20 protein-coding genes and 1 pseudogene are annotated in these 21,391 nt (G+C 43.7%); 11 read left to right on the top strand and 10 right to left on the bottom strand.

Annotated features, from left to right (window positions below; translation table 11 throughout):
- Positions 1 to 63: 63 nt before the first annotated feature.
- Both R7Z10_RS03180 and R7Z10_RS03175 read left to right on the top strand, forming a co-directional pair.
- Entirely contained in the window at positions 64 to 522 is a 459-nt protein-coding gene (locus tag R7Z10_RS03180; RefSeq protein ID WP_005388759.1) for a hypothetical protein, read from the top strand.
- A gap of 328 nt (positions 523 to 850) precedes the next feature.
- The gene (locus R7Z10_RS03175) at positions 851 to 1,855 is read left to right on the top strand and encodes a metal-dependent hydrolase (RefSeq protein WP_206969559.1); all 1,005 of its coding nucleotides are present in this window, start codon (positions 851 to 853) and stop codon (positions 1,853 to 1,855) included.
- A gap of 40 nt (positions 1,856 to 1,895) precedes the next feature.
- Here R7Z10_RS03175 and R7Z10_RS03170 read toward each other — a convergent pair whose 3' ends face one another.
- The 3 genes from R7Z10_RS03170 to R7Z10_RS03160 all read right to left on the bottom strand — a co-directional run bounded on the left by R7Z10_RS03170 (position 1,896) and on the right by R7Z10_RS03160 (position 5,336).
- On the bottom strand, positions 1,896 to 2,288 hold the full coding sequence (locus R7Z10_RS03170; protein ID WP_005376463.1) for a hypothetical protein: 393 nt from the start codon (positions 2,286 to 2,288) through the stop codon (positions 1,896 to 1,898).
- A gap of 499 nt (positions 2,289 to 2,787) precedes the next feature.
- Positions 2,788 to 4,548, bottom strand: coding sequence for an ABC transporter ATP-binding protein/permease (locus R7Z10_RS03165; RefSeq protein WP_318103901.1), 1,761 nt, complete (start codon positions 4,546 to 4,548; stop codon positions 2,788 to 2,790).
- A gap of 173 nt (positions 4,549 to 4,721) precedes the next feature.
- The gene (locus R7Z10_RS03160; RefSeq protein WP_165401653.1) at positions 4,722 to 5,336 is read right to left on the bottom strand and encodes a PolC-type DNA polymerase III; all 615 of its coding nucleotides are present in this window, start codon (positions 5,334 to 5,336) and stop codon (positions 4,722 to 4,724) included.
- A gap of 356 nt (positions 5,337 to 5,692) precedes the next feature.
- Here R7Z10_RS03160 and R7Z10_RS03155 point away from each other — a divergent pair, with 356 nt between their 5' ends.
- The 4 genes and pseudogenes from R7Z10_RS03155 (at position 5,693) to R7Z10_RS03140 (ending at position 7,891) form a co-directional block, all read left to right on the top strand.
- Entirely contained in the window at positions 5,693 to 6,553 is an 861-nt protein-coding gene (locus tag R7Z10_RS03155; RefSeq protein ID WP_253657633.1) for an immunity 49 family protein, read from the top strand.
- Between the two features lie 52 nt (positions 6,554 to 6,605).
- Positions 6,606 to 6,830 (top strand): annotated as a pseudogene (locus R7Z10_RS03150) (Low-specificity L-threonine aldolase); the annotation flags it as partial.
- Positions 6,831 to 6,912: 82 nt separating this feature from the next.
- On the top strand, positions 6,913 to 7,173 hold the full coding sequence (locus R7Z10_RS03145; RefSeq protein ID WP_005376453.1) for a DUF5062 family protein: 261 nt from the start codon (positions 6,913 to 6,915) through the stop codon (positions 7,171 to 7,173).
- Positions 7,174 to 7,396: 223 nt separating this feature from the next.
- Positions 7,397 to 7,891 carry a YcxB family protein gene (locus R7Z10_RS03140; RefSeq protein WP_318103899.1) on the top strand — a complete coding sequence of 165 codons (495 nt, stop codon included), beginning with the start codon at positions 7,397 to 7,399 and terminating at the stop codon, positions 7,889 to 7,891.
- Between the two features lie 119 nt (positions 7,892 to 8,010).
- Here the strand turns inward: R7Z10_RS03140 and R7Z10_RS03135 are convergent, their stop codons facing one another.
- From R7Z10_RS03135 to R7Z10_RS03125, 3 genes are all read right to left on the bottom strand, one after another.
- Positions 8,011 to 8,751 (bottom strand): helix-turn-helix domain-containing protein, encoded by a 741-nt coding sequence (locus R7Z10_RS03135; protein ID WP_005376444.1) that lies wholly within the window; start codon positions 8,749 to 8,751, stop codon positions 8,011 to 8,013.
- A 104-nt stretch (positions 8,752 to 8,855) separates the two neighbouring features.
- Positions 8,856 to 9,317 carry a carboxymuconolactone decarboxylase family protein gene (locus tag R7Z10_RS03130; protein WP_042520770.1) on the bottom strand — a complete coding sequence of 154 codons (462 nt, stop codon included), beginning with the start codon at positions 9,315 to 9,317 and terminating at the stop codon, positions 8,856 to 8,858.
- A gap of 195 nt (positions 9,318 to 9,512) precedes the next feature.
- Positions 9,513 to 10,424: an EamA family transporter gene (locus tag R7Z10_RS03125; protein ID WP_318103896.1), complete on the bottom strand. Its 912-nt coding sequence runs from the start codon at positions 10,422 to 10,424 to the stop codon at positions 9,513 to 9,515.
- 108 nt (positions 10,425 to 10,532) lie between these two features.
- On the opposite strand from R7Z10_RS03125, the gene R7Z10_RS03120 reads away from it, so the two are divergent.
- The 3 genes from R7Z10_RS03120 to R7Z10_RS03110 all read left to right on the top strand — a co-directional run bounded on the left by R7Z10_RS03120 (position 10,533) and on the right by R7Z10_RS03110 (position 13,169).
- Positions 10,533 to 11,423, top strand: a complete 891-nt coding sequence (locus tag R7Z10_RS03120; RefSeq protein WP_250154718.1) for a LysR family transcriptional regulator — start codon at positions 10,533 to 10,535, stop codon at positions 11,421 to 11,423.
- A gap of 266 nt (positions 11,424 to 11,689) precedes the next feature.
- Entirely contained in the window at positions 11,690 to 12,517 is an 828-nt protein-coding gene (locus R7Z10_RS03115; protein WP_225452537.1) for an MBL fold metallo-hydrolase, read from the top strand.
- A gap of 250 nt (positions 12,518 to 12,767) precedes the next feature.
- Positions 12,768 to 13,169 carry a VOC family protein gene (locus R7Z10_RS03110; protein WP_005388788.1) on the top strand — a complete coding sequence of 134 codons (402 nt, stop codon included), beginning with the start codon at positions 12,768 to 12,770 and terminating at the stop codon, positions 13,167 to 13,169.
- Positions 13,170 to 13,410: 241 nt separating this feature from the next.
- Here the strand turns inward: R7Z10_RS03110 and gcvP are convergent, their stop codons facing one another.
- From gcvP to R7Z10_RS03095, 3 genes are all read right to left on the bottom strand, one after another.
- Positions 13,411 to 16,275, bottom strand: coding sequence for an aminomethyl-transferring glycine dehydrogenase (gcvP, locus tag R7Z10_RS03105; protein ID WP_318103893.1), 2,865 nt, complete (start codon positions 16,273 to 16,275; stop codon positions 13,411 to 13,413).
- Positions 16,276 to 16,401: 126 nt separating this feature from the next.
- Entirely contained in the window at positions 16,402 to 16,782 is a 381-nt protein-coding gene (gene gcvH / locus R7Z10_RS03100; RefSeq protein WP_005376432.1) for a glycine cleavage system protein GcvH, read from the bottom strand.
- A gap of 53 nt (positions 16,783 to 16,835) precedes the next feature.
- On the bottom strand, positions 16,836 to 18,131 hold the full coding sequence (locus R7Z10_RS03095; protein WP_005376430.1) for a serine hydroxymethyltransferase: 1,296 nt from the start codon (positions 18,129 to 18,131) through the stop codon (positions 16,836 to 16,838).
- Between the two features lie 380 nt (positions 18,132 to 18,511).
- Between R7Z10_RS03095 and R7Z10_RS03090 the strand changes: the two genes are divergently transcribed.
- Together R7Z10_RS03090 and gcvT are read left to right on the top strand one after the other, a co-directional pair.
- Positions 18,512 to 19,135, top strand: coding sequence for a helix-turn-helix domain-containing protein (locus R7Z10_RS03090; protein WP_005376429.1), 624 nt, complete (start codon positions 18,512 to 18,514; stop codon positions 19,133 to 19,135).
- 260 nt (positions 19,136 to 19,395) lie between these two features.
- The gene (gcvT, locus tag R7Z10_RS03085) at positions 19,396 to 20,514 is read left to right on the top strand and encodes a glycine cleavage system aminomethyltransferase GcvT (protein ID WP_005376426.1); all 1,119 of its coding nucleotides are present in this window, start codon (positions 19,396 to 19,398) and stop codon (positions 20,512 to 20,514) included.
- 71 nt (positions 20,515 to 20,585) lie between these two features.
- Here the strand turns inward: gcvT and vdeR are convergent, their stop codons facing one another.
- Positions 20,586 to 21,314 (bottom strand): efflux transporter transcriptional repressor VdeR, encoded by a 729-nt coding sequence (vdeR, locus tag R7Z10_RS03080; RefSeq protein WP_005376423.1) that lies wholly within the window; start codon positions 21,312 to 21,314, stop codon positions 20,586 to 20,588.
- Positions 21,315 to 21,391: the final 77 nt, after the last annotated feature.

Raw genomic sequence — 21,391 nt, 5'->3', positions numbered from 1 at the left:
GCAATTGAAATTTCAATATTTAGAATGCGAGGCTGAAATTGATTTCTAACCTAGAGTGATTTTATGCTTCGTGATTACACCTTCGATTGTCTTGTAACTATGCCTCGCCATGAGCTGGAAGAGTTTAGTGCTCGTATGATCAGTAAAATGGTGCCAGAAGACGTGATGAATGAGCTGTTCACTTTTGATCAAGAAGAAGTGGATAGTGAAGACCGCATGTTGTCTGCACGTCTTGATGCAATGCTACGCATGACAGCAATCGCACTGAGTGAAATTCAACAAGCGTTTGATGACTCAGACAACGCAAAGCAAAATAGCGAGCGAATGACGAGATTGGTGCTTTGGCATTTCTACGCGATCTCATTCCGTTTGGAAGAGGCCATCACGCTAGAAACACACTGTGCTCTAGTGGAAAAACTAATCGAAAATGCACCTTCGGATGTTTTTGCGTGGGTAAAAACATTGACGGAGCTGCTACACACTTACGCTGAAATCAACGCGAAAGAGAATCCTCAAGACTAAACACCTGTCGTTTATCGTTCAGTAAATTAGAAACAAGGCGAGCCATTTGGTTCGCCTTGTTTTTTCGCGTCAGATAAACCTTCGGGTTTGAAATACCAAACAAGCCTAGACTCAGATTTGTTCGTTCACTAGCGAACGGCGTGATTCCTTCTTACACTAAATCAAGGTGTTTGTTGCTAAACAAGCAAATGCATGACTAAGTCGTGTATTGTTTTCCACTTAAATGCGGATAATTTATGTCGAAGAACCTTCTGGTTTTTAAATTGGAACCGACTATTGAGCGTGTACGCTTTCCAGCTGAGCTTCATCTATCTAAAGGAAGTGAACGATGGATCCGTTAACGCAAGGTTTATTGGGTGCAGCTTTGCCACTGGCCGTGAGCAACAAGCGAAACCTTGCAGTTGTTGGCGTGTTGGGCGTGGTCTCTGGGATGGCTCCGGATTTAGATGTGCTCATCCGTTCTTCAACTGATCCTTTGCTGTATTTGGAATACCATCGCCAATTTACTCACTCGCTCTTGTTTATCCCGTTTGGTAGTTTCATTTGTGCTTTGGTGTTGTATCCATTGTTCGCAAAAAAGCGAGGACTAAGCTTCCGGCAGAGTTGGTTTTACTGCGCGCTTGGTTATAGTACCCATGCGTTATTAGACGCATGCACCAGTTATGGAACACAGCTTCTATGGCCGATAAGCAACACGCGTTATGCTTGGAACACTATTTCGGTAATCGACCCCGCGTTCACACTCCCTATTTTAATATTGCTTTTGTTTGCTGCACTGAAGCGAAGCCCAAACTATGCCCGCATTGCATTTTTATGGTGTCTGGCTTACTTAAGCCTTGGAATGATCCAACGAGATAGAGCAGAAGCAGCTGGTTGGGAAATCGTCAAAGAGCGACAACACAACGCTATACAGTTAAAAGCCAAACCAAGCTTTAGCAATCTTTTGGTTTGGAAACTAATTTATGAAACGGAAGAGAGCTACTATGTAGATGCCGTAAGGGTGGGGCGTTCAATAAAAATTTACCCTGGCGAATCAACTCCAAAGTTAAATATAAAAGAGCAATTTCCGTGGCTAAACCCGCAATCGCAACAAGCAAGAGACATCGAACGTTTCCGTTGGTTTTCAAACGGTTTTGTGGCGACGGATCCGAATAATGAAATGCGAATTGTTGATATGCGTTATTCCATCGTACCAAACCAAATTAATGCGTTATGGGGCATCAATCTATCCCCAAAAGCCAGCGCAGACGCGCACGTTGAATACACTGCTCATCGAGGAAGTACTGCAGAAGATCGCCAAGTTTTTTTCAACATGCTTACGGATTTTGAGTGATGGTTTTACTTTGGATGTCGATGCGGTTTCGTAATAACTATTACGCAGACTGAAAGTCCTTTACTAGGGTCGGCTTGCTAGCGAAGAAAATCTTGCCAAACAGGGACTTGTACTTCCAGCCAAGAGACAAAAGCCGTTTAGCTAAGTTCTTGTTTTCAATGATTGCAACCTCAACACCTTGGTAGTGGTAAGGATTGCTTTTGATGTAGTCGATAAATGCAGTAAGCACGCCTTGCCCGCGAACGGAGGGTGCAAAGTTGACTGCTACAATAGAAAAGCGTTGGCTACCTGCTGGGCAACGGACTAAACAGTGCCCAAGAGGATGAGTAATAGTCTCAGAAAATTCAGGAAAAGGGCGAGACTCAAGCTCTTGAGAAAGCGCATCGTATCGCTGACATAGATAAGAAAATAGTTGTTTCGCTTCGCTGTTCATATCGGTGCCGCTTTTGTGTTGCTTGGTTTAAAGGCATTGATGTCTCAAACATTGTAACCATAGATAGCAACACAAAACGCGGTAAACTTTTTCAGCAATGATTTCCTATTTTTGAAACCTAGATTGTTACAAATGAAGTTGAATGGTTTTTATATGGTGGTTGTGAACGGTGTTTCTAGTTGAAGGAAGAATACGCTGGTTACTGGATTCTTACTGGAATTCCTTTGTTAAAAGGCGAGCTGCTTGGTTTAATGCCGCTCGTTTAACTGCGAGTGGCATCTTTTGTATTTCGTCACCTTGTACAGCGACGATGGGATATGATGTGGGATCTTCTATCCTAGCTTTTCATGGTCTAAATTATCTCATTAACCACTCAGAGCGCTGCTATTAGATTCCTAGTCTCGCAAGGGCTCGCTGGACTGACACAAAAACATCGTTAAACTCCTGTTATTAAATTATTTGGTCCGCCTTTGCTTATTTTTGAGCGCTTAACTAGGCGTTACTCCAAGTGCTTAAATTGCAATGCCACAAGTCGCTGATACAACTCACAGCTTTGCATTAATGATTGGTGGTTACCAACATCGACTAATTCGCCATTGTCGAGCACCGCAATTTTATCCGCATGTTGGATAGTCGAAAGACGATGAGCAATGATCAGCGTTGTGCGTCCTTTCATTAGAGCTTCAAGTGCTTGCTGAACGTGATGTTCACTTTCACTATCAAGGGCGCTGGTAGCTTCGTCTAGCAGTAAGATTTTTGGATCTTTTAGAATCGCGCGAGCAATCGCAATGCGCTGCTTTTGTCCGCCTGATAGCCTAACGCCGCGCTCCCCTAAAAAGCTGTGATAGCCTTCGGGAAGCTTCTCAATAAACTCATGGGCATGGGCTTTTTTCGCGGCTTCGATAACTTGTACATCCGTCGCTTCAGGATTACCGTAGCGAATATTATGAAAAACATCATGGCTAAACAGCGCTGGTTGTTGTGGTACGAGCGCCATTTGACGTCGAAGCTCGTTTGGGTCGAACTGTCGAATATCTTCACCACCAAACAACACTTGCCCTTGCTGTGGGTCATAAAATCGTTGCAGCAGTTCGAATAGTGTTGTTTTACCTGCACCAGAAGGGCCGACCAACGCCAGTACTTTTCCTTGTTCAGCGGTTAGATTTAATTCTTTGATTGCTGGTTGATTTGGGCGAGAAGGGTAGTTGAAACTCACCGAATTAAAGTTAACCTCAGCAGGCATGTCGGCACGGACAGGCAAATGGTTGCTTGGCGCTTTAATATCACTGTCTACTTGAAGGATCTCAATCAGCCGTTCGGTAGCACCTGCGGCTCTTTGCAATTCACCCATGACTTCGGAAATGGTTGCAGTCGATGAGGCAACCATAATGGCATAAAACACAAATGCGGCTAGGTCACCCGCAGACATTTTTCCCTGAATCACATCGCTGCCGCCTACCCAAAGCATGCCTGCAATCGCGCTGAACACAATCACAATAACGCCTGATATCAGGATCGCGCGCTGTTTTACTCTCTGTCTACCTACTTCATAAGCTTTTTCCACCTCGACAGCGAAAGCCGCTCGTTCATGCGACTCTGAGCTAAAACTTTGCACGGTTTTAATATGTTCTATCGCTTCTCCAGCGTAGCTGCCAACATCGGCCATTGAGTCCTGACTTTGGCGAGAGAGAGCACGCACGCGTCGTCCATAAAACAAAATCGGAACCAGAACCAAAGGCACAGAAGCAAGCACAATCAGCGTGAGCTTAACGTTGGTAGCGAATAACATAATGATGGCACCAAAACACATCAAAGCGCTACGCATCGCCATCGAGAACGATGAACCAATAATGCTTTGCAGCAATGTGGTATCGGTAGTCAGGCGTGACATAATATCGCCACTACTGTTGGTCTCAAAATAGCTCGGATGCAGCGTAATCACATGGTTAAACACCGCAAGGCGAATATCCGCACTAACGCGCTCACCTACGGAAGAGACAAGGTAAAAGCGAAAGAAAGTCCCAATGGCAATACACAATGTGACACCGACAATAAACTGAATCGCATTGGTAAGCTCTTGCAATGATTGCTGAGCAAAGCCTTGGTCGATAAGTATGCGCACTCCATAGCCAACGGATAACGTCAAACTTGCTGTCGCGACAAGGGCAACCAAGGCTGCCGCAACCCGCCATTTATAAGGTGCAATAAAGGTGCTGAGTTTAAGAAGAATGCTGAGATTTTTGTTATTTTTTCTGCTCATGAGTGACTCACAAAGCGTTTTAGGTACCTGGCATAGTAAGCCAGTTTGGTTGGTGAGACCAGCGAACTACCGCTTTCGGATCAGGAAATTAACTGGGATAACCAATATCGCATGTATATCGAAAATCACTTAAACGTCGAAGAGACTAGAATCAGCTTTTAGTTCGGAGGGTGTTACGCACGGCTTTTGGCGAGTAGCAGGTCGACTTTTCCTTTGGCTGTTTTACTGACCGTTTGCATCAACTTAAAACTTGGTTTTTCGATGCCTGAGTTTTCTATCCCTTCGACCATTAAGAGCCAAAGCTTGGCTGTCATTTGCGCATCGGCTAGTGCACGGTGGAAAACACCGTCGTTGTCGATATTTTTATAGCGAACAAGTTCACCTAGCTTATGTGATGGGGCTTCTTGAATGAGCCGTCTTGCTACCAGTAAGGAGCAAGCAAACTCACCCGAATAACCACAGTTGATTCGTTCAAGCTCTGCATCTAAAAATCGTTTATCGAAGGACGCGTTGTGAGCGATAAGGTTCTCGCCAGCAATGAACTCACTAAATGACGCCATTACCTCTTCGCAGCTTGGTGCCGATCGCAACATATTGTTGGTAATGCCGGTGTAGTTCTCAATGAAAGAACTCACTCTGAAACCGGGGTTCATGAGTTGCTGAAAACTATCGACAACCTCGCCATTGACTAACTTTACTGCACCAATTTCTATTGCGCGATCACCTAAAGTAGGAGAGAGACCTGTGGTTTCAAAGTCGAGTACGACCACAGAGTTTGCTTGAGGCATAAAATTTTCCAGCTGAGTAATATTGCGCAAGAGTATTATCGAAAGCGACAGAAAAAGAAAGGCGAACACAATGGTGAATATCTGTCTATCTTTACTCCACAAAGTCAGTGTTCGTCGTCCACTGTTTATGGACAGGTACGTTCTGGCTTACCCATCGCGGCTTGTGCGGTAGCCTTATATTTCAAATGTTTTTCGGCTTTTCGATTCATTTCAGTTAAGCATTAACTTTCGATACAACATACTGATTATAAATTGATTTTATAAATTAACTTCGGCATCATTCACGGCTTGATTTTGAGTATGAATATCATCACGGCAAAAAATTAGAACAACTTATAATGCGAGGCTAGGGAACGATGGAAGCAATGAAGAATCATTATTTAGAGATACCTGAAGAAAGAAAATTGCGTATTTTTCGTGAGGAAGATGAAGATTTTTACAACTTTTGGGAAGAAATGCTTGATGAAAAACAATCTTTTTATCAGCAACCTCTCAAAAGAATGAAAGGCGACGCTTGGTATTCGCTTGATTCATTCTTCACTGCTTCAAAATACGGACAACATCAGGCCTCGCCAGCTTATATAAAAAGAGCGCTTGAGTTACTGAATAACGTGTACTTGCTGGCCAATCATTCAGACAAAGTGGTTGAATTCTCCGTTGGGCACCGACATTTTTCGGAAGTAGGTAACCGTTCTATTGCAGGGGGAACGATGGATGCTTGGTTGGATGAAATCTGTTTAGCGATGGCCGCGAGAGATTGGCGCTGCGTAGAGCTGATGACCATCATGGATGAGTCGTTAGTGCGTTTAAAAGATCCATTCGATGTTGCGCTAGTCGAGTTCGTTAACGGTGTATTTAGCAATTCATCAGCGTTACCAGAGTTATTGCAAACTGTGATGGAGAAATCCTCCCCGCAATACTTAGAATCAACCAGAGTGCCATATGTACACTCTTTGTTTATTCCATTTGTGAATGTGTTTGTTGCCATTATCGATGGCGATGAGGCACATTATCAAGAAGCACTGAGGGATGCGTTAGAGGCGCATTACCAGTTCTACATGAATGAAGATGTTCGCTATTCGCCAAAAGGAAATGTTTCTCTGAAACTGACTGGTCTTGCTGCATTGGCATACGATAAGTATGGCTGGACAATTCCAGAAACCGCATATTTGCCAAAGTGGCTCGTTTACGGTGAGCATGATCTCTGTTCTAAATAAATCATTAATAGAACACCTTATGTAGTGTCTGCGGCAATGCCGTTCGGCAGCACCTCGAGCAAACATGTTGTACCTGATCCTACCTTTCAGCTGTGAAAAGTTGAAAGAACTCCAACACACGTTTGCCACGGAAAAGGGCATTTGGTTTGGTAACCCGCAAGTCACGGCACATCCAAATCAATCCATTGTTGAATGGTATATTGGTGACTACCTGCTCAATCTTGGTGATGACGAATTAAGGTCGTTTTTCAATCAGTTACTCGGTAAGAAGGCATAAACTTCTCAATATGCGAGCTTACTAACACGCCATACGTGACACTTCATGTATTCTTAATTGAAGCGAAGAAGAGGATTTATCAATGTCAAAAAGCTCCAAGCTTCACAATGAAGACAAACTGGTTAAGAAGGCACTAGAGATTGGTGGGAAGATGGCGAAGCTACAAGGTTTTGACCTTCCTCAGTCACCACAACCTCTAAGAGTAAAAGCGATTTACCTATTCTTGGTCGATGCAAAACAGATCACGCCATTGCCGGAAAGCAAGCTAGACGGCGCAAGCATCAAACACCGACTGGCAGTATGGATACACAGTGCGTTGCCAGACAACGATCCTCTAAAGTAAAAACCTCAAGAAGTTACATAGGTCATTAATTCACAAGGCGAGCCAGGTGGTTTGCCTTGTCTGATCTTGGCAAGTGCACCGAGGCCTTCTAATGTTTCGTTATCATTGATTTACAAAACAGCATCAAAAGGGCTAAAGATAAAGCCAGAGAAGCGCTACAATGCTCGCGTTGCAAGAGTGCAACCAAGAATACTCATTTACAGAAGCCTTGAAGTAACCATACATGTCTAAAGATTTCGAATTCACTACAGAATACACACTCGACAAGCCATTTTTTGCTGAGTGTTATGATCAAACTAGCCAGCCAGTTAAGTTGCCGCAAGCGTATTTGAAAGGGATCCTCTTTCTAATTTTTGGTGTGGTTTTATTGGAGTTTGAACTGCTACCTAACGGTTACGTCGGTTGGTTCTTTATCGTATTGAGTGTGATTGAAGCGTGCAGCGTTTACTTCAAAAGAACTTGGTGGCTGTGGCGTCAAACCATCAGCTCAAGCCGCGGCAGTAAAGTGGTGTTTGAAGTGAATGCAGATGGCGTACGCTACAAAAGCGGTAAAGTTGACCGCAGCCTCGCTTGGAATGATATCGACCAACTCGAACAAACTGATTTGGGCTTTATCCTTCACCTTGGTAAACAACGCCAATACATCAGCAAATCTTGCTTAAACGAAGAAGTGATCGCGTTTATGGTAGAGCAGCACGCAGCATCAAAAGCGAGCTAACCAACTCACATCAAGCTGGAATGAGCGTTCTAAAAAGTAGGTGATATATGATCGAACATTGTAGCAAGTATATCGTCGATTCTGAATCAATTGGGTTTGATGTAGAAAGCTAATAAGGCTTAGAGGTTTCTCTTTCGGACATACTGCTTCGGTGTCATGCGCGCAATCTGCTTACACTCTCTAGTCATGTGTGCTTGATCGGAAAAGCCTTGCTCCAGCGCCAATTCCGATAAAGTAAGATCGGGTTGCGCTCGGAGTTGCTCTAAAGTGTGCTTCACTCGTTTAATGCGTTGGTAATGTTTAGGAGTAATCCCCAACCATTTCTGAAAATTGCGCTCTCTCTGGCGCTGACTGATGGTCCCTGTAGGTTGTTCAATAATGTGGCCGACATACTGCGGTTCATATTCCTCAATCAGTGTTTGAACCCAGCGATATAACGTAGAAATCCTTGCATATGGCGAACGCGCTGTTTGCAGAGACTCAAATGTTGCTAGTGCAGAAGAAGCCAAAGGGTGGTCGTCTTGAATCCGCAATAGCTGTTCTAGACGTTTACCAAATAGTTGATAACCAACAGCAGGATGAAAGCGTACGCCAGTCATCACCGCGCCTGGCGGTAGGCAGACCTGATGTGCCAGAATGCTTATAGGCAGTAGGACAACCCCCGGCGTCTGCCACTCACCATCCATTTGTACTTCATTCTGTAAAATGAATACCACACCTGTACCAGCATCACTGAGTAATTGTTTACGTACGGTTTGCGTCGTATCAGGTTTGACGGATGCTGACCAAATGGCTTGAACATAGCCAGCTAAAGCCTTTTGAGGTTTTAAAATATCAAATTCTAAGTTCAAATGAATCATCCTATTTAACCTCAACTTAAATGAGAAAGTGATACACATGTACTTTTCATCCTATTAAGTTGAGGTATAAGCAGTGGCTTACAAGTAAGAACCGTCAAATAGAATTATCGAGGTTTATAGACTCCAACCTTTGGCTTAAATGCCTTAACTATTCGGTTCCAACTATTGATCGCGTTGATCGCAATTGTTAGGTTGACCATAGCTTCTTCTCCAAAGGTATTCAAGGTCAGCTGATAGGTATCATCATCTACTGGTAGGCCAGCAGTTAGTAGTTCAGCCCAGCCTAGTGCAACGTGTTCTGCATCGCTGTAGAATGGCATATCTTTCCATGCACTAAGCCCCCATATGCGTTCCGGCTTTTCACCTAACTGAAGCGCATCTTTACTATGCATGTCGATACAAAATGCACATTGATTGATTTGCGATATGCGTAACTTAACCAGTTCCCATATGATCATGTTCATAGTTTCTGATTGGCTAAATTGTTCATGGAAGTAAGCTTCCTGAGCGTATAGGATTTCTATTGCTTTTGGCGCTACTTCAATATAGTTGAGTCGTTTTTTCATGGTCATTCTCCTCTGTTTTTTACATAGTAAAAAACGCTCTTAGCAAAAGATTGAAGATTTTCGACATGCACTCAATAAAGTTAGATAAAAGAGTGAACGACGAAAGCGAAAAGTGTACCTATTGGAAACCAAGAAAACTTATGCCAATTAACAAAGTATTGCTCTAAATAATGGACTTAAGGTTGGCGTCTATTTTTACTCCACCACCTTCCGTAAACGAGCAAAAGGTGCTGAGTTACCTATATACACACCAGCCGCAACGATAAAGACGCCTAAAACATTTTCCCATTGAGCCTGCTCACCAGAAATGAACGAAATCAGTAGAGTGAATACCGGCATAATATTAAATAATGGAGACATCTTATCTGGACCAAGAACGATAGCGCCTTTCATCCAAAAGTAATAAGCAATCAAAGTTCCAAACAGGCTCATGTAAGCTATTAATGCTAGGTCTTTAAATGTTATGGCATTTAAGCTACGGCTAAAGTCGCCGTGGTACATCGCTATAGCGACCATTTGAATGGCACCAATACTTAACACCCAACGTAACTGCTGAGTTACTGGGATATGAGATGTTAAACGCTTCGCTAGAATTGTGTATAAACACCCACTAATTAAAGCAAATAACATGTATAGATCACCAATATTACTATTGCTGCTAATAGAATGAATATTTCCCCCTGTAATGACGATTACCACTCCACAAAAACTGATTAGTGCATCTAAAAGAGTTTTAACCGAAATGGAAGTTTTGAGAATAAAGCCCGACAACAAGATAGTGACAAGTGGTAGGTTTGCCTGAACAACCGCTGCGTTAACTGGGGTAGTAAATCTCATTGCAGAGAAAATAGAGAAGTTTTGGATAGTTACACCCACGGTTGCTATAACAAACAACGACAACATACTTTTTCGTGTGAGTTTGGCTCCATATGGAGAGCGTTTAGTACCTCTTATCAGTAAGAGTATTAAAGCTGCAACGGAAAATCGTAACGTCGCTGAATCCAAAGGAGAGACATCGCTATTAATAGCCTTTATTACGTTAAAGTTACTAGACCAAAAAAAGATAGCGACAACAACACCGCACCAAATTGATAAATGTTTAGACATAGATCTTCCTGATAAAAATTAACTTGACGCGATAATGCTATATATTTCATATTTGATTTTTAATCGCCAAATTTAAGAGGGTTAATCCCAAATATGGAACGTCACTCTTTGGATGATCTTTTGTTATTCGTTTCTGTTGCTCGCTATCAAAGCCTAACACAAGCATCTGAGCGTCTTAATGTCCCGTTAGCCACGCTAAGCCGGAAGTTAAAAAGGCTGGAAACAAACTTAAATTGCAGACTATTTAACCGCAGTGCACACCACTTTGCGTTAACAACTGATGGCGAAAAATATTATCAACTCTGTGAGCCGCTACTTCTTAGCTTAAATAATGTGACATCGAGAATTGCGACTGAGCGTCAGTCTTTAAGCGGAACGATCAAAATATCAGCGCCAATTAACATGACACAGATGTGGTTAAAGCGGTGCGTTTATGAATTTGCAGAGCAACATCCGAAGGTATGTATCGATTTAGATGTACAGAATGAAAAAATCAATCTTGTATCTAACCGTGTCGATGTTAGTTTTCGTCTTGGTGATCTTATTGAACAAGACTGGATTGCTCAGAAATTATGGTCGATTCCATTTGCGCTTTGTGCATCACGAAGCTATTTAGAACAACACCAACCGATTACCCATCCAGAACAACTTGTTCATCATCGCCTAATTACGGTAAACAACGACAGCCAATGGAAATTAGTTAATCAAATCACCAATGAAACATTTGATCATCCGCTAAAGTTTCAATTCACTTCAAATGATGTACTGCTAGTTAGAGACGCCGTCATCCATGGTTTAGGAATTGCGTGGATTCCAACCTATTACTTTCATGAGCTAAATCATGATCAACATAACCTGCTGCCTTTGTTGCCAGAATGGCAATGCTCGGGTAAAGAAGTATTCATTATGTATCGAGACCGCGATAAAAGGCCTGCAAGAGTTGATGCATTTATTGAACATGTCTTAAATTGGAAAAATCGCATTCAAATGTTTGCTTGAAAGAGGTTTATCACATTGTGCTGTGCCGGTAACCTCAAGTAAAGCTTCATGACTCTGCTTCAATTGAGTTCATTTATTTAACCTCTAAAAGAATCATGAATACATAGGCAGTTAATGGGATTCGAGTTTACAAGTGATTCGGTCAGCTAAAACTCAAGCTAAGTAGAAAGTATTTGCAGTTGTATTTGCCTCTGAAAATCGTTTAGAGCTTTCTCATCCGCGAGGTTCTATAAGAAATTATTAAGGATATATTTGTGTGTGATTTCGTGAAAAAAATTATTGTAGGTTTACTTTTCAGTGCTTCGTCTTTTGCTTCCTTAAGTCAATATGTTCCAGCAATGAATGATAAGAACGGTTATGTAGAACCATTTCAAATGTTTGATAATGTCTATTATGTAGGAGACAAGTGGGTCTCATCATATGCCATTGCTACAGACGACGGACTCGTTATCATTGATACGCTTGACTTCCCTTACTCTGAGTGGATACCTATCAACCTAGAGAAGCTAGGGCTAAAAGATAAGCCAATAACGCACATATTGGTAACTCATGGGCATTCTGACCACGTTGGAGGCGCCCAGTTACTTCAAGAGAAGTATGGTTCCAAAGTCGTGATGACCAAAAGCGCTCATGAACTATCTATACAGCAATCAAACAAAAGCGAAGGTGAGAACAAGTTCCTTCCTCCAAATTTAGACATAGAGATAAAAAGCGATAGCTCTATGGCTATTGGTGGACATGAGTTTAAGTTCTATCTCACACCTGGCCACACGGAAGGTGATTATTCCTTAGACTTCACTGTTGAAGATAATGGCGAACAATATCGTGCTTTTATCGTTGGTGGGCATAGCGTAAGTAGCAATGATCCAGAAGTTATTGGCCAGTTCCTGACTAGCATGGAGAAAATTAGAAAAATTTCACTACAGGCACCTATTGTGAACGTTAACCTTTCGAACCATCCACATAAAAATTTCCTTTTTGAAAATAGGAAGAAGCTCGGCACAAGCGGTAACCCGTTTATCAGTGAGGCAAACTTCTTCATGTTCCTTAAGCAACAAGAAGATTTAGCTAAGGGAAAACTAGAAGAACTATAATACCGTGGTATACGAGCAGCCTTCTTTATTAGGTTAGAGATTTGCTCTTGAGTTATAGCTAAGGCTTTAATAAGTTGCTCAATCAAGATTCGACACTGGTGGCAGCTATATTGTTTGTCGGTTCTAGTGACAAAGGCGCCGTGCGTAAGCATTCGTATTGTGTGCCTTACACATTTGCAAGGCGTTATGTGCTTTCTAGAAAAGTCTCAAAATAGAGTACAATTAGCGTTTTGACACAGCGGAAATCATCATGGCCAAAACTGTTCAGCAGCAAATCGGAAACATTGCTCTAGTCGTTGAAAATTACGACGATGCTATCGAATTCTATACTCAAAAACTTCAATTCACTCTGGTTGAAGATACCAACCTAGGTGGTGGTAAACGCTGGGTTCAAGTTTCTCCTCCAAACTCCAATGGTACAAACCTACTTTTAGCTCAAGCGAGTACACCGGAGCAAACGCATGCAGTAGGAAATCAAACAGGTGGTCGTGTTTTCCTGTTTCTGCAAACTAATGATTTTTGGCGTGACTACGAGTTGATGAAGAAAAATGGTGTTGTATTTAATGAAGAGCCTCGTGTGGAAGAATACGGGACAGTGGTGGTGTTCCAAGATCTCTATGGTAATAAATGGGACTTACTGCAACTGAACTAGAAACTACATAGCACCTGCATAGCATAGTGTTCATGAGGAGTTTCCAACAAGCCTTTAAGGCTCTGAGATATTAGTGCTAATTCAAAGGTTCTCAGAAGTTACTGTATTTCTAAATCACTTTTGTGCAAACAATAACTAGCCATCATTCCTTCTCGATGTATCAACAAGTGTTAGGGCGGCACACCAAAAACAAAAAGGCGAACCAAACGGTTCGCCTTTGTCGATTTAGAGACTACAAAAATTAATCTTCGTAGTTATCGATGCTTGGGCATGAACAGATTAGGTTACGGTCGCCGTATACGTTATCTACGCGGTTTACCGTTGGCCAGTACTTCCAAGATTTGGTCGCTTTAGACGGGAAGCAGCCAATCTCGCGAGAGTAAGGGCGGTCCCAATCTTCAGCTGAAAGATCAACTTGTGTGTGTGGCGCGTTAACAAGTGGGTTGTTATCCAGTGGCCATTCACCGTTTTTCACTTTCTCCATTTCTTCGCGGATAGCGATCATCGCATCACAGAAGCGGTCCAGCTCTTCTAGATCTTCCGATTCCGTTGGCTCAACCATTAGCGTGCCCGCTACAGGGAACGACATAGTTGGTGCGTGGAAACCGTAGTCCATTAGACGCTTCGCGATGTCTTCTTCGCTGATACCTGTTTCTTCTTTCAGCGGACGAATGTCGATAATACATTCGTGCGCTACGCGGCCATTTTTGCCACGGTAAAGAACAGGGTAGTGTTGGCGAAGTGTTTCCATCACGTAGTTTGCGTTCAGAATTGCTACTTTTGTAGCATCTGTTAGGCCAGCTTCGCCCATCATTGCGATGTAAGCCCAAGAGATAGGCAGGATAGAAGCGCTACCCATATCTGCTGCTGATACTGCGAAATCTGCGCCTTCTACACCGTCTTCAATATGCCCTGGTAAGAAAGGAGCTAGGTGAGATTTCACACCGATAGGACCCATACCCGGACCGCCACCACCGTGCGGGATGCAGAAGGTTTTGTGTAGGTTTAGGTGAGAAACGTCTGAACCGATGAAGCCTGGTGATGTTAGACCAACCTGCGCGTTCATGTTAGCGCCGTCTAGGTAAACCTGACCACCAGCGGCATGAACCATTTCACACACTTCTTTCACTTTCTCTTCGTAAACGCCGTGCGTAGAAGGGTAAGTGATCATAATGCTTGATAGGTTGTCTTTGTGTTTCTCGATTTTCGCTGCTAGGTCGTCGATGTCGATGTTGCCTTCTTCATCACACTTAACCACAACCACTTTCATTGACACCATAGATGCTGTCGCAGGGTTAGTACCGTGCGCAGAGCTTGGGATCAAACATACGTTGCGGTGACCTTCGCCACGGCTTTCGTGGTAGCGTTGAATCGCGATAAGACCTGCGTACTCACCCGATGCACCAGAGTTTGGTTGTAGTGAGAATGCGTCATAGCCAGTGATTTCACATAGCTTTTCTTTAAGGTCTTTTGCGAGTGCAGCGTAACCAGCTGCTTGTTCTGCTGGTGCGAACGGGTGGATCGAACCAAACTCAGGCCAAGTTACTGGAATCATCTCTGCTGCTGCGTTCAGCTTCATCGTACAGCTGCCCAGTGGGATCATGCCGTGCGTGAGTGAGAAGTCTTTGTTCTCTAGCTGTTTTAGGTAACGCATCATCTGTGTTTCGCTGTGGTGCGTGTTAAACACAGGGTGTGTTAGATATTCTGTTGTGCGGCGCAATGCTTCTGGAATGGCTGCAAACTCGTTGCCTGCGATTTCAGTTGATAGTGCTGCGACTTCTTCTTTCACACCGAATACTGCGAATAGGGCTTCTACATCTGCCACGGTTGTGGTTTCGTCGAAGCTCACACCTAGCTGAGTATCCAACTTACGTAGGTTGATGTCTGCGGTTAGTGCTTTCGCGTATAGGTCTTCAGTTTGTGCGCCTGTGTTGATAGTGATGGTGTCGAAGAAGCTGTTGTGAGCAAGCTCGAAGCCGCCTTTAGTTAGGCCAGCGGCTAGGATGGCTGTCATGTGGTGCGTACGACGAGCAATCGTGCGTAGACCTTCTGCGCCGTGGTAAACCGCGTAGAAAGACGCCATGTTCGCTAGCAGTGCTTGAGCAGTACAGATGTTTGATGTCGCTTTTTCACGACGGATGTGCTGTTCACGCGTTTGCATTGCCATACGCAGTGCTTGGTTACCATTGGTATCGATAGAAACACCGATAACACGACCAGGCATTGTACGCTTGTGCTTATCACGCGTTGCCATGAAAGCAGCGTGTGGACCGCCGTAACCCATCGGCACGCCAAAACGTTGTGCTGAACCGATTGCTACGTCTGCGCCCATTTCACCTGCAGGTTTAAGTAGGGTAGAAGCAAGAAGGTCCGTTGCTACAGTCACTAGTGTTTTGTTTGCTTGCGCTTTAGCGATGATGTCCGTTAGGTCACGAACTTCACCTGTTGTACTTGGGTATTGAACTAGTGCGCCGAACACGTCTTGCTCTGGTAGTGATTCTAAAGAACCAACCAAGACTTCAAAGCCGATGAATTTCGCACGAGTTTTTACCACTTCGATGGTTTGTGGGTGAACGTCGTCAGCAACGAAGAATACGTTGCTCTTGCTTTTACCCGCACGCTTACAAAGTGTCATCGCTTCTGCTGCTGCCGTTGCTTCATCGAGCAATGACGCGTTCGCGATTTCCATACCAGTAAGATCCATCACCATTTGTTGGTAGTTTAGAAGTGCTTCTAAACGACCTTGTGAGATCTCTGGTTGGTAAGGGGTGTAAGCGGTGTACCAGCCCGGGTTTTCCATCACGTTGCGTAGAATCACGTTCGGCGTGAAGGTGTTGTAGTAACCCTGACCAATGAATGTACGTTTAACTTGGTTCCGATCGGCGAACTTACGCATTGCTGCCAGCATGTCTGCTTCGCTTTTCGCTTCTGCCAAGCTCATTGGTTGCTCTAGGCGAATTTGTGCTGGTACGGTTTCGTCGATAAGCGAATCTAGGCTAACTGCGTTGATCGCTTCCAACATTTTCTGTTGGTCAGATTTGTTTGGTCCATTGTGGCGAGCAACGAACTCGTTTTGTGTGCTGAGGCTTTGAAGTAATTCAGTCATTGTCCTTTACCTACTCCTTGGTTCGGGTAACGGATTTGCGTTACTGATAAATTAAATTATACGTCCGAACCTAGAAAAAAAGCTGTTCTCTAAACAGGCTAGGGAACAGCTTTCGTCACATCCTAATTACTCTTCTTCGATAGAGTTTAGGTATTCGTCTGCGTCTTTCAGGTTATCTAGTTCAGATACATCAGACATCTTCACTTTTACGATCCAGCCACCTTCGTACGGCTCTTCGTTAATTAGCTCTGGGCTGTCTTCTAGTTCTTCATTGATTTCTACGATTTCACCAGTGATTGGTGCGTAGATGTCTGACGCTGCTTTTACAGATTCAACGAGAGAGAAGCTTTCACCTGCTTCAACTTCGTCTTCTACGTCTGGTAGGTCAACGAATACCACGTCACCTAGCATTTCTTGTGCATGCTCAGAAATACCAATTGTTACTGTGCCGTCACCGTTGTCACGTACCCACTCGTGGCTATCTGCAAACTTCAGTGTTTTGTCCATTGCTTAATCTCCGAATAACTTGTCAGGAATTATTATGATTTCAAAAAAATCGTTTACTGGTATAGAGGAAAGCGACTGCAAAGTTCTTTTACTTCTTTGCGAACGCGTTTTTCAACTTCTGCGTCACCTTCAGGGTTGTTCACTAAACCGTCCAGTACGTCACCAATCCAATTACCGATGAGTTTGAATTCTTCAGCGCCAAAGCCGCGGCTTGTACCCGCAGGCGTTCCTAAACGGATGCCCGATGTAATCATAGGCTTCTCCGTATCGAATGGGATGCCATTTTTGTTACATGTGATCCCAGCACGCTCTAGAGCTTCTTCTGCTTTATTGCCTTTCAACCCTTTCGGACGAAGGTCAACCAGCATTAGGTGCGTGTCTGTGCCACCAGTTACGATGTCGCAACCGCGAGTTTGCAATACTTCCGCTAGGACTTTTGCGTTATTGATCACCGAATCAATATAAGTTTTAAATTCAGGGCCAAGCGCTTCACCAAATGCGACCGCTTTGGCTGCGATAACGTGCATCAGTGGGCCACCTTGTAGGCCAGGGAATACGGCTGAGTTGATTTTCTTAATGATGTCTTCGTGGTTAGTAAGAATCATACCGCCGCGAGGGCCACGCAATGTTTTGTGTGTTGTAGTCGTAACAACGTGTGCGTGTGGCAGTGGGCTAGGGTGTGCGCCTGTTGCGATAAGACCAGCGATGTGCGCCATGTCGACCATAAGAATTGCATTTACTTCGTCTGCGATTTCACGGAATTTTGCAAAGTCGATAGTACGTGGAATAGCGCTACCACCTGCGATGATCATTTTAGGTTGGTGCTCAAGTGCAAGCTCACGAACATCTTCGTAGTTAATTTCTAGTGTTTCGCGATCAACACCGTATTGAACTGCATTAAACCATTTACCAGAAAGTGCAGGGCGTGCGCCGTGCGTCAGGTGACCACCTGCGTCTAAAGACATACCAAGAATGGTGTCACCAGGTTGAAGCAGTGCCAGCTTTACTGCGCCGTTTGCTTGTGCGCCTGAGTGTGGTTGAACGTTTGCGTATTCACAATTGAAAAGTTTTTTTGCGCGTTCGATAGCAATGGCTTCCACTGTATCTACGTGCTCACAACCACCATAGTAACGGCGACCTGGGTAACCTTCAGCGTATTTGTTTGTTAGGCATGTGCCTTGAGCTTGCATTACCGCTTTAGAAACAATGTTTTCAGAAGCGATAAGTTCGATTTGTTCGTTTTGGCGAGCGGATTCCGCTTGAATTCCAGCAAAGACAGCATCATCTGTCGCAGAGAGGTTGGTAGAGAAAAAGTTTTCCAAGCTGTGGTTAGGGTAACTCTTATTCATGGTAGTTGACCTTCCAAATCTGAAAATGAACCCGCAATAGATGAGTTATGATTTGCGGTTGTGGTTCATTTGTCCTCAAAAACAGCTGAACTGCGTAGCAGAACAGAGTGAACATCCGGCCCTAAATTTGGGCAAAAAACTCCGTTGGATTGCGTGTTTCCTTTACCAATCTCTTACGGAAATATGCATCTCTACATCTAACAAGTTGGTAACATAGCGCCTGTGGCGGGAACAATCAACCGAAAATTTCCTATAGGAAACAAGATTTCAAAATTTGTTAACAAGAGCACGCTTTAATTCACTTGGTGGACTTCTATCCACTATGTGCTTCATGCACAATGCGAGTAAGACAAAAAATATGGATATCTATAGAGGGATTTATGGCAGAAAGTATTTACGATGAATACCCATCGATGACGTTGGCAAAAGAGCAACATGACCAAAATATCGAGCCGTTAAAACTGGGCCAGCGTATTAAGGATATCCGCTCGAAACTTGGTATCACATTAGAAGAAGCGAGTCAGCGAACCGGGCTTGCTCGATCTACACTGAGCAAAATAGAAAATGAGCAGATCTCCCCGACGTTTCAAGCGATGCAAAAATTGGCACTAGGCTTACAAATTGACATGCCACAACTCTTTGAACCACCTAGAAAAAAGGTAGCGACAGGGCGCAGGGATGTTACCAAGAAGAATGAAGGTAAACCACACCCAACACAAACTTATGAACATGAACTGCTCGCTACTCAACTTTCCAATAAGAAAATGATGCCGTTTAAGAGCCAAATTCGAGCTCGTAGTTTTGATGAATATAAAGACTGGGTTCGTCATGACGGCGAAGAATTTTTACTTATCTTATCTGGTGAGGTCATGTTCTATTCTGAGTTTTACGAACCTGTTGTTTTAAGCGAGGGAGACAGCGTTTATTACGATGCAAATATGGGACATATGTTGACCAGTGTTAGCGAGGAAGATGCGCTCATTTTGTGGGTGACAGCCAAATAGTGATAAATACTTGTAAATTTCCTATAGTGAAAGCAAACGATTGCTGTTGGTGGTCGTTATGATGAAAAAGCGCTTTTTTGATGAGAACTTGCTCATTAAAGCGCTTTTTTTGTACGATTTGTTGTGATTAAAATGTTAAGAGTCACACTTTTGCAAGTCGATCTACGTCTTGTTCGTGCAAAATAGAATGAGCCATGTTTATTATTGGAAACACATCGAATGCCGATAGCATTCTCGGGTCTATCTAAATGGAGACGAAAATGACTCAAGAACTACTGAAAACACCACTACACGCACTTCACGTTGAAGTTGGTGCCAAAATGGTCCCGTTCGCGGGTTACGATATGCCTGTTCAGTATCCTCTAGGCGTAAAGAAGGAACACTTACATACTCGTGATGCGGCAGGTCTGTTTGATGTTTCTCACATGGGACAGCTTCGCCTAATTGGTGACGGTGCAGCTGCGTTCCTAGAAACATTAGTCCCAGTGGATATTGTGGATCTTGAGTCTGGTAAACAGCGTTACGCTTTTTTCACTAATGAAGAGGGCGGCATCATGGACGACTTGATGGTGGCTAACCTAGGCGATCATCTGTTTGTGGTTGTGAACGCAGCATGTAAAGCACAAGATATCGCACACCTACAAGCGCATTTACCATCTGGTGTTGAGCTAGAAATTATCGAAGACCGAGCTCTACTTGCAATCCAAGGCCCTAAAGCGGCGGCTGTATTGGCGCGTTTTGCACCAGAAGTTTCTGAAATGCTGTTCATGGATATTTGTAAAGTCGATGTTTTAGGCGCCGAGTGCATTGTTTCTCGTAGTGGTTATACAGGCGAAGACGGTTACGAAATCTCGGTTCCTGCTGACAAAGCGGAAGAGCTAGCACGTAAACTGACTGCGGAAGATGAAGTTGAATGGATTGGCCTTGGTGCTCGTGATTCACTTCGTCTTGAGTGTGGCCTTTGTCTATACGGTCATGACCTAGACACAGCAACAACACCTGTTGAAGCGAGCTTGCTATGGGGTATCCAAAAAGTTCGTCGTATTGGTGGTGAACGTGAAGGTGGTTTCCCTGGCGCAGACATTATTCTTAAGCAGATTGAGACTAAAGATGTGGCGCGTAAGCGTGTGGGTCTAGTAGGTCAAACCAAAGCGCCAGTGCGTGAAGGTGTTGAACTGTTTGATGCTGACGGCGTTAAAATTGGCGTTGTAACCAGCGGTACGGCGGGTCCGAATGCAGGTAAGCCAGTCTCAATGGGTTATGTTCGTGCGGATTTGGCGGCGATTGGTACTGAAGTGTTCGCTGAAGTGCGTGGTAAAATGCTACCAATGACAGTTGAAAAAATGCCGTTCGTACCACAACGTTACTACCGTGGTTAAAACGAATTGAAACAAAAATGCCGAGCTTTGTAGCTCGGCATTTTTTATGTCTTCTTTTCGCTTGTTTACTTTTAGTTTACTGCTTCATCAATAGTACAGCACATATCAATAACGATATCTTCAAGCTTTTCCGGATGAATCATCTCTTCTTTTGGGATCCCAAATTGAGAGGCCATAATGGTATTAAACAATTCCCAATGCTTGATCAGCAGTTTTTCGCGATTATCTGCAATATCCGGCCATGTTTCTTGCATCATTGGCGCGAGACTGACAGCACCATGTGCGAAGATCAACATTTGCCACTTTGATTCCCACTGATCAAATTGTGCATTAGGGTTTTCGCTGTTGTACTGCTCGAAAATTCCGGTAAATATCGCAGCGAACTCATCTTTTGACTTTAAGAAATACTGCAGCAGAGCACCATCATCGCCTTGTCGAATGGCATCGGCGATCATCTGTACTGGGTGAGGATTGACGAGAGCAAATGCTAGCATGCGAACCATAAACAGATAAATTTTTCTATTCGAAGGTGTGTTCTCCGGCATTTCATTGATGAGTTCAGCCATATAGCACTGCATGAACTCGTCCATTGCATCGCTAACCGCTTGCCAGATTTTCTCTTTGCTGCCGAAGTGGTGACGGATCAAACTATGTGAAACACCAGCCTTTTCACTGATATTGCGCAGCGAGACACGCTCGTAACCAAGTTCACAAAACATATCTGCTGCCACTTTAAGGATCAGACACTTAGTTTGTTCTGCTGCTTCAGCACTTCTACGCCCCTGCTTTCTTTCATTCATAGTTCGAATTTTCCCGAATATTAATCACGCGCTTACTTTTACCAGAAACCGAACGCTTTGACTAATTAATTTGCTAT

This window comes from Vibrio sp. Vb1018, from assembly GCF_033338775.1.
GTDB lineage: Bacteria > Pseudomonadota > Gammaproteobacteria > Enterobacterales > Vibrionaceae > Vibrio > Vibrio alginolyticus.
Note: the sequence above shows the minus strand (reverse complement) of the source record. Positions and strands in the feature narration are given on the sequence as shown.

What these genes read in the sequence shown, in the direction of transcription:
- R7Z10_RS03160 (WP_165401653.1), bottom strand. Translation starts at nt 5,336, where the DNA reads ATGCCTCAAGCAAACTCTGTGGTCGTACTCGACTTTGAAACCACAGGT.
- gcvT (WP_005376426.1), top strand. Translation starts at nt 19,396, where the DNA reads ATGACTCAAGAACTACTGAAAACACCACTACACGCACTTCACGTTGAA.
- R7Z10_RS03095 (WP_005376430.1), bottom strand. Translation starts at nt 18,131, where the DNA reads ATGAATAAGAGTTACCCTAACCACAGCTTGGAAAACTTTTTCTCTACC.
- gcvH (WP_005376432.1), bottom strand. Translation starts at nt 16,782, where the DNA reads ATGGACAAAACACTGAAGTTTGCAGATAGCCACGAGTGGGTACGTGAC.
- R7Z10_RS03145 (WP_005376453.1), top strand. Translation starts at nt 6,913, where the DNA reads ATGTCAAAAAGCTCCAAGCTTCACAATGAAGACAAACTGGTTAAGAAG.
- R7Z10_RS03175 (WP_206969559.1), top strand. Translation starts at nt 851, where the DNA reads ATGGATCCGTTAACGCAAGGTTTATTGGGTGCAGCTTTGCCACTGGCC.
- R7Z10_RS03180 (WP_005388759.1), top strand. Translation starts at nt 64, where the DNA reads ATGCTTCGTGATTACACCTTCGATTGTCTTGTAACTATGCCTCGCCAT.
- gcvP (WP_318103893.1), bottom strand. Translation starts at nt 16,275, where the DNA reads ATGACTGAATTACTTCAAAGCCTCAGCACACAAAACGAGTTCGTTGCT.
- vdeR (WP_005376423.1), bottom strand. Translation starts at nt 21,314, where the DNA reads ATGAATGAAAGAAAGCAGGGGCGTAGAAGTGCTGAAGCAGCAGAACAA.
- R7Z10_RS03090 (WP_005376429.1), top strand. Translation starts at nt 18,512, where the DNA reads ATGGCAGAAAGTATTTACGATGAATACCCATCGATGACGTTGGCAAAA.
- R7Z10_RS03130 (WP_042520770.1), bottom strand. Translation starts at nt 9,317, where the DNA reads ATGAAAAAACGACTCAACTATATTGAAGTAGCGCCAAAAGCAATAGAA.
- R7Z10_RS03155 (WP_253657633.1), top strand. Translation starts at nt 5,693, where the DNA reads ATGGAAGCAATGAAGAATCATTATTTAGAGATACCTGAAGAAAGAAAA.
- R7Z10_RS03170 (WP_005376463.1), bottom strand. Translation starts at nt 2,288, where the DNA reads ATGAACAGCGAAGCGAAACAACTATTTTCTTATCTATGTCAGCGATAC.
- R7Z10_RS03165 (WP_318103901.1), bottom strand. Translation starts at nt 4,548, where the DNA reads ATGAGCAGAAAAAATAACAAAAATCTCAGCATTCTTCTTAAACTCAGC.
- R7Z10_RS03140 (WP_318103899.1), top strand. Translation starts at nt 7,397, where the DNA reads ATGTCTAAAGATTTCGAATTCACTACAGAATACACACTCGACAAGCCA.
- R7Z10_RS03135 (WP_005376444.1), bottom strand. Translation starts at nt 8,751, where the DNA reads ATGATTCATTTGAACTTAGAATTTGATATTTTAAAACCTCAAAAGGCT.
- R7Z10_RS03125 (WP_318103896.1), bottom strand. Translation starts at nt 10,424, where the DNA reads ATGTCTAAACATTTATCAATTTGGTGCGGTGTTGTTGTCGCTATCTTT.
- R7Z10_RS03110 (WP_005388788.1), top strand. Translation starts at nt 12,768, where the DNA reads ATGGCCAAAACTGTTCAGCAGCAAATCGGAAACATTGCTCTAGTCGTT.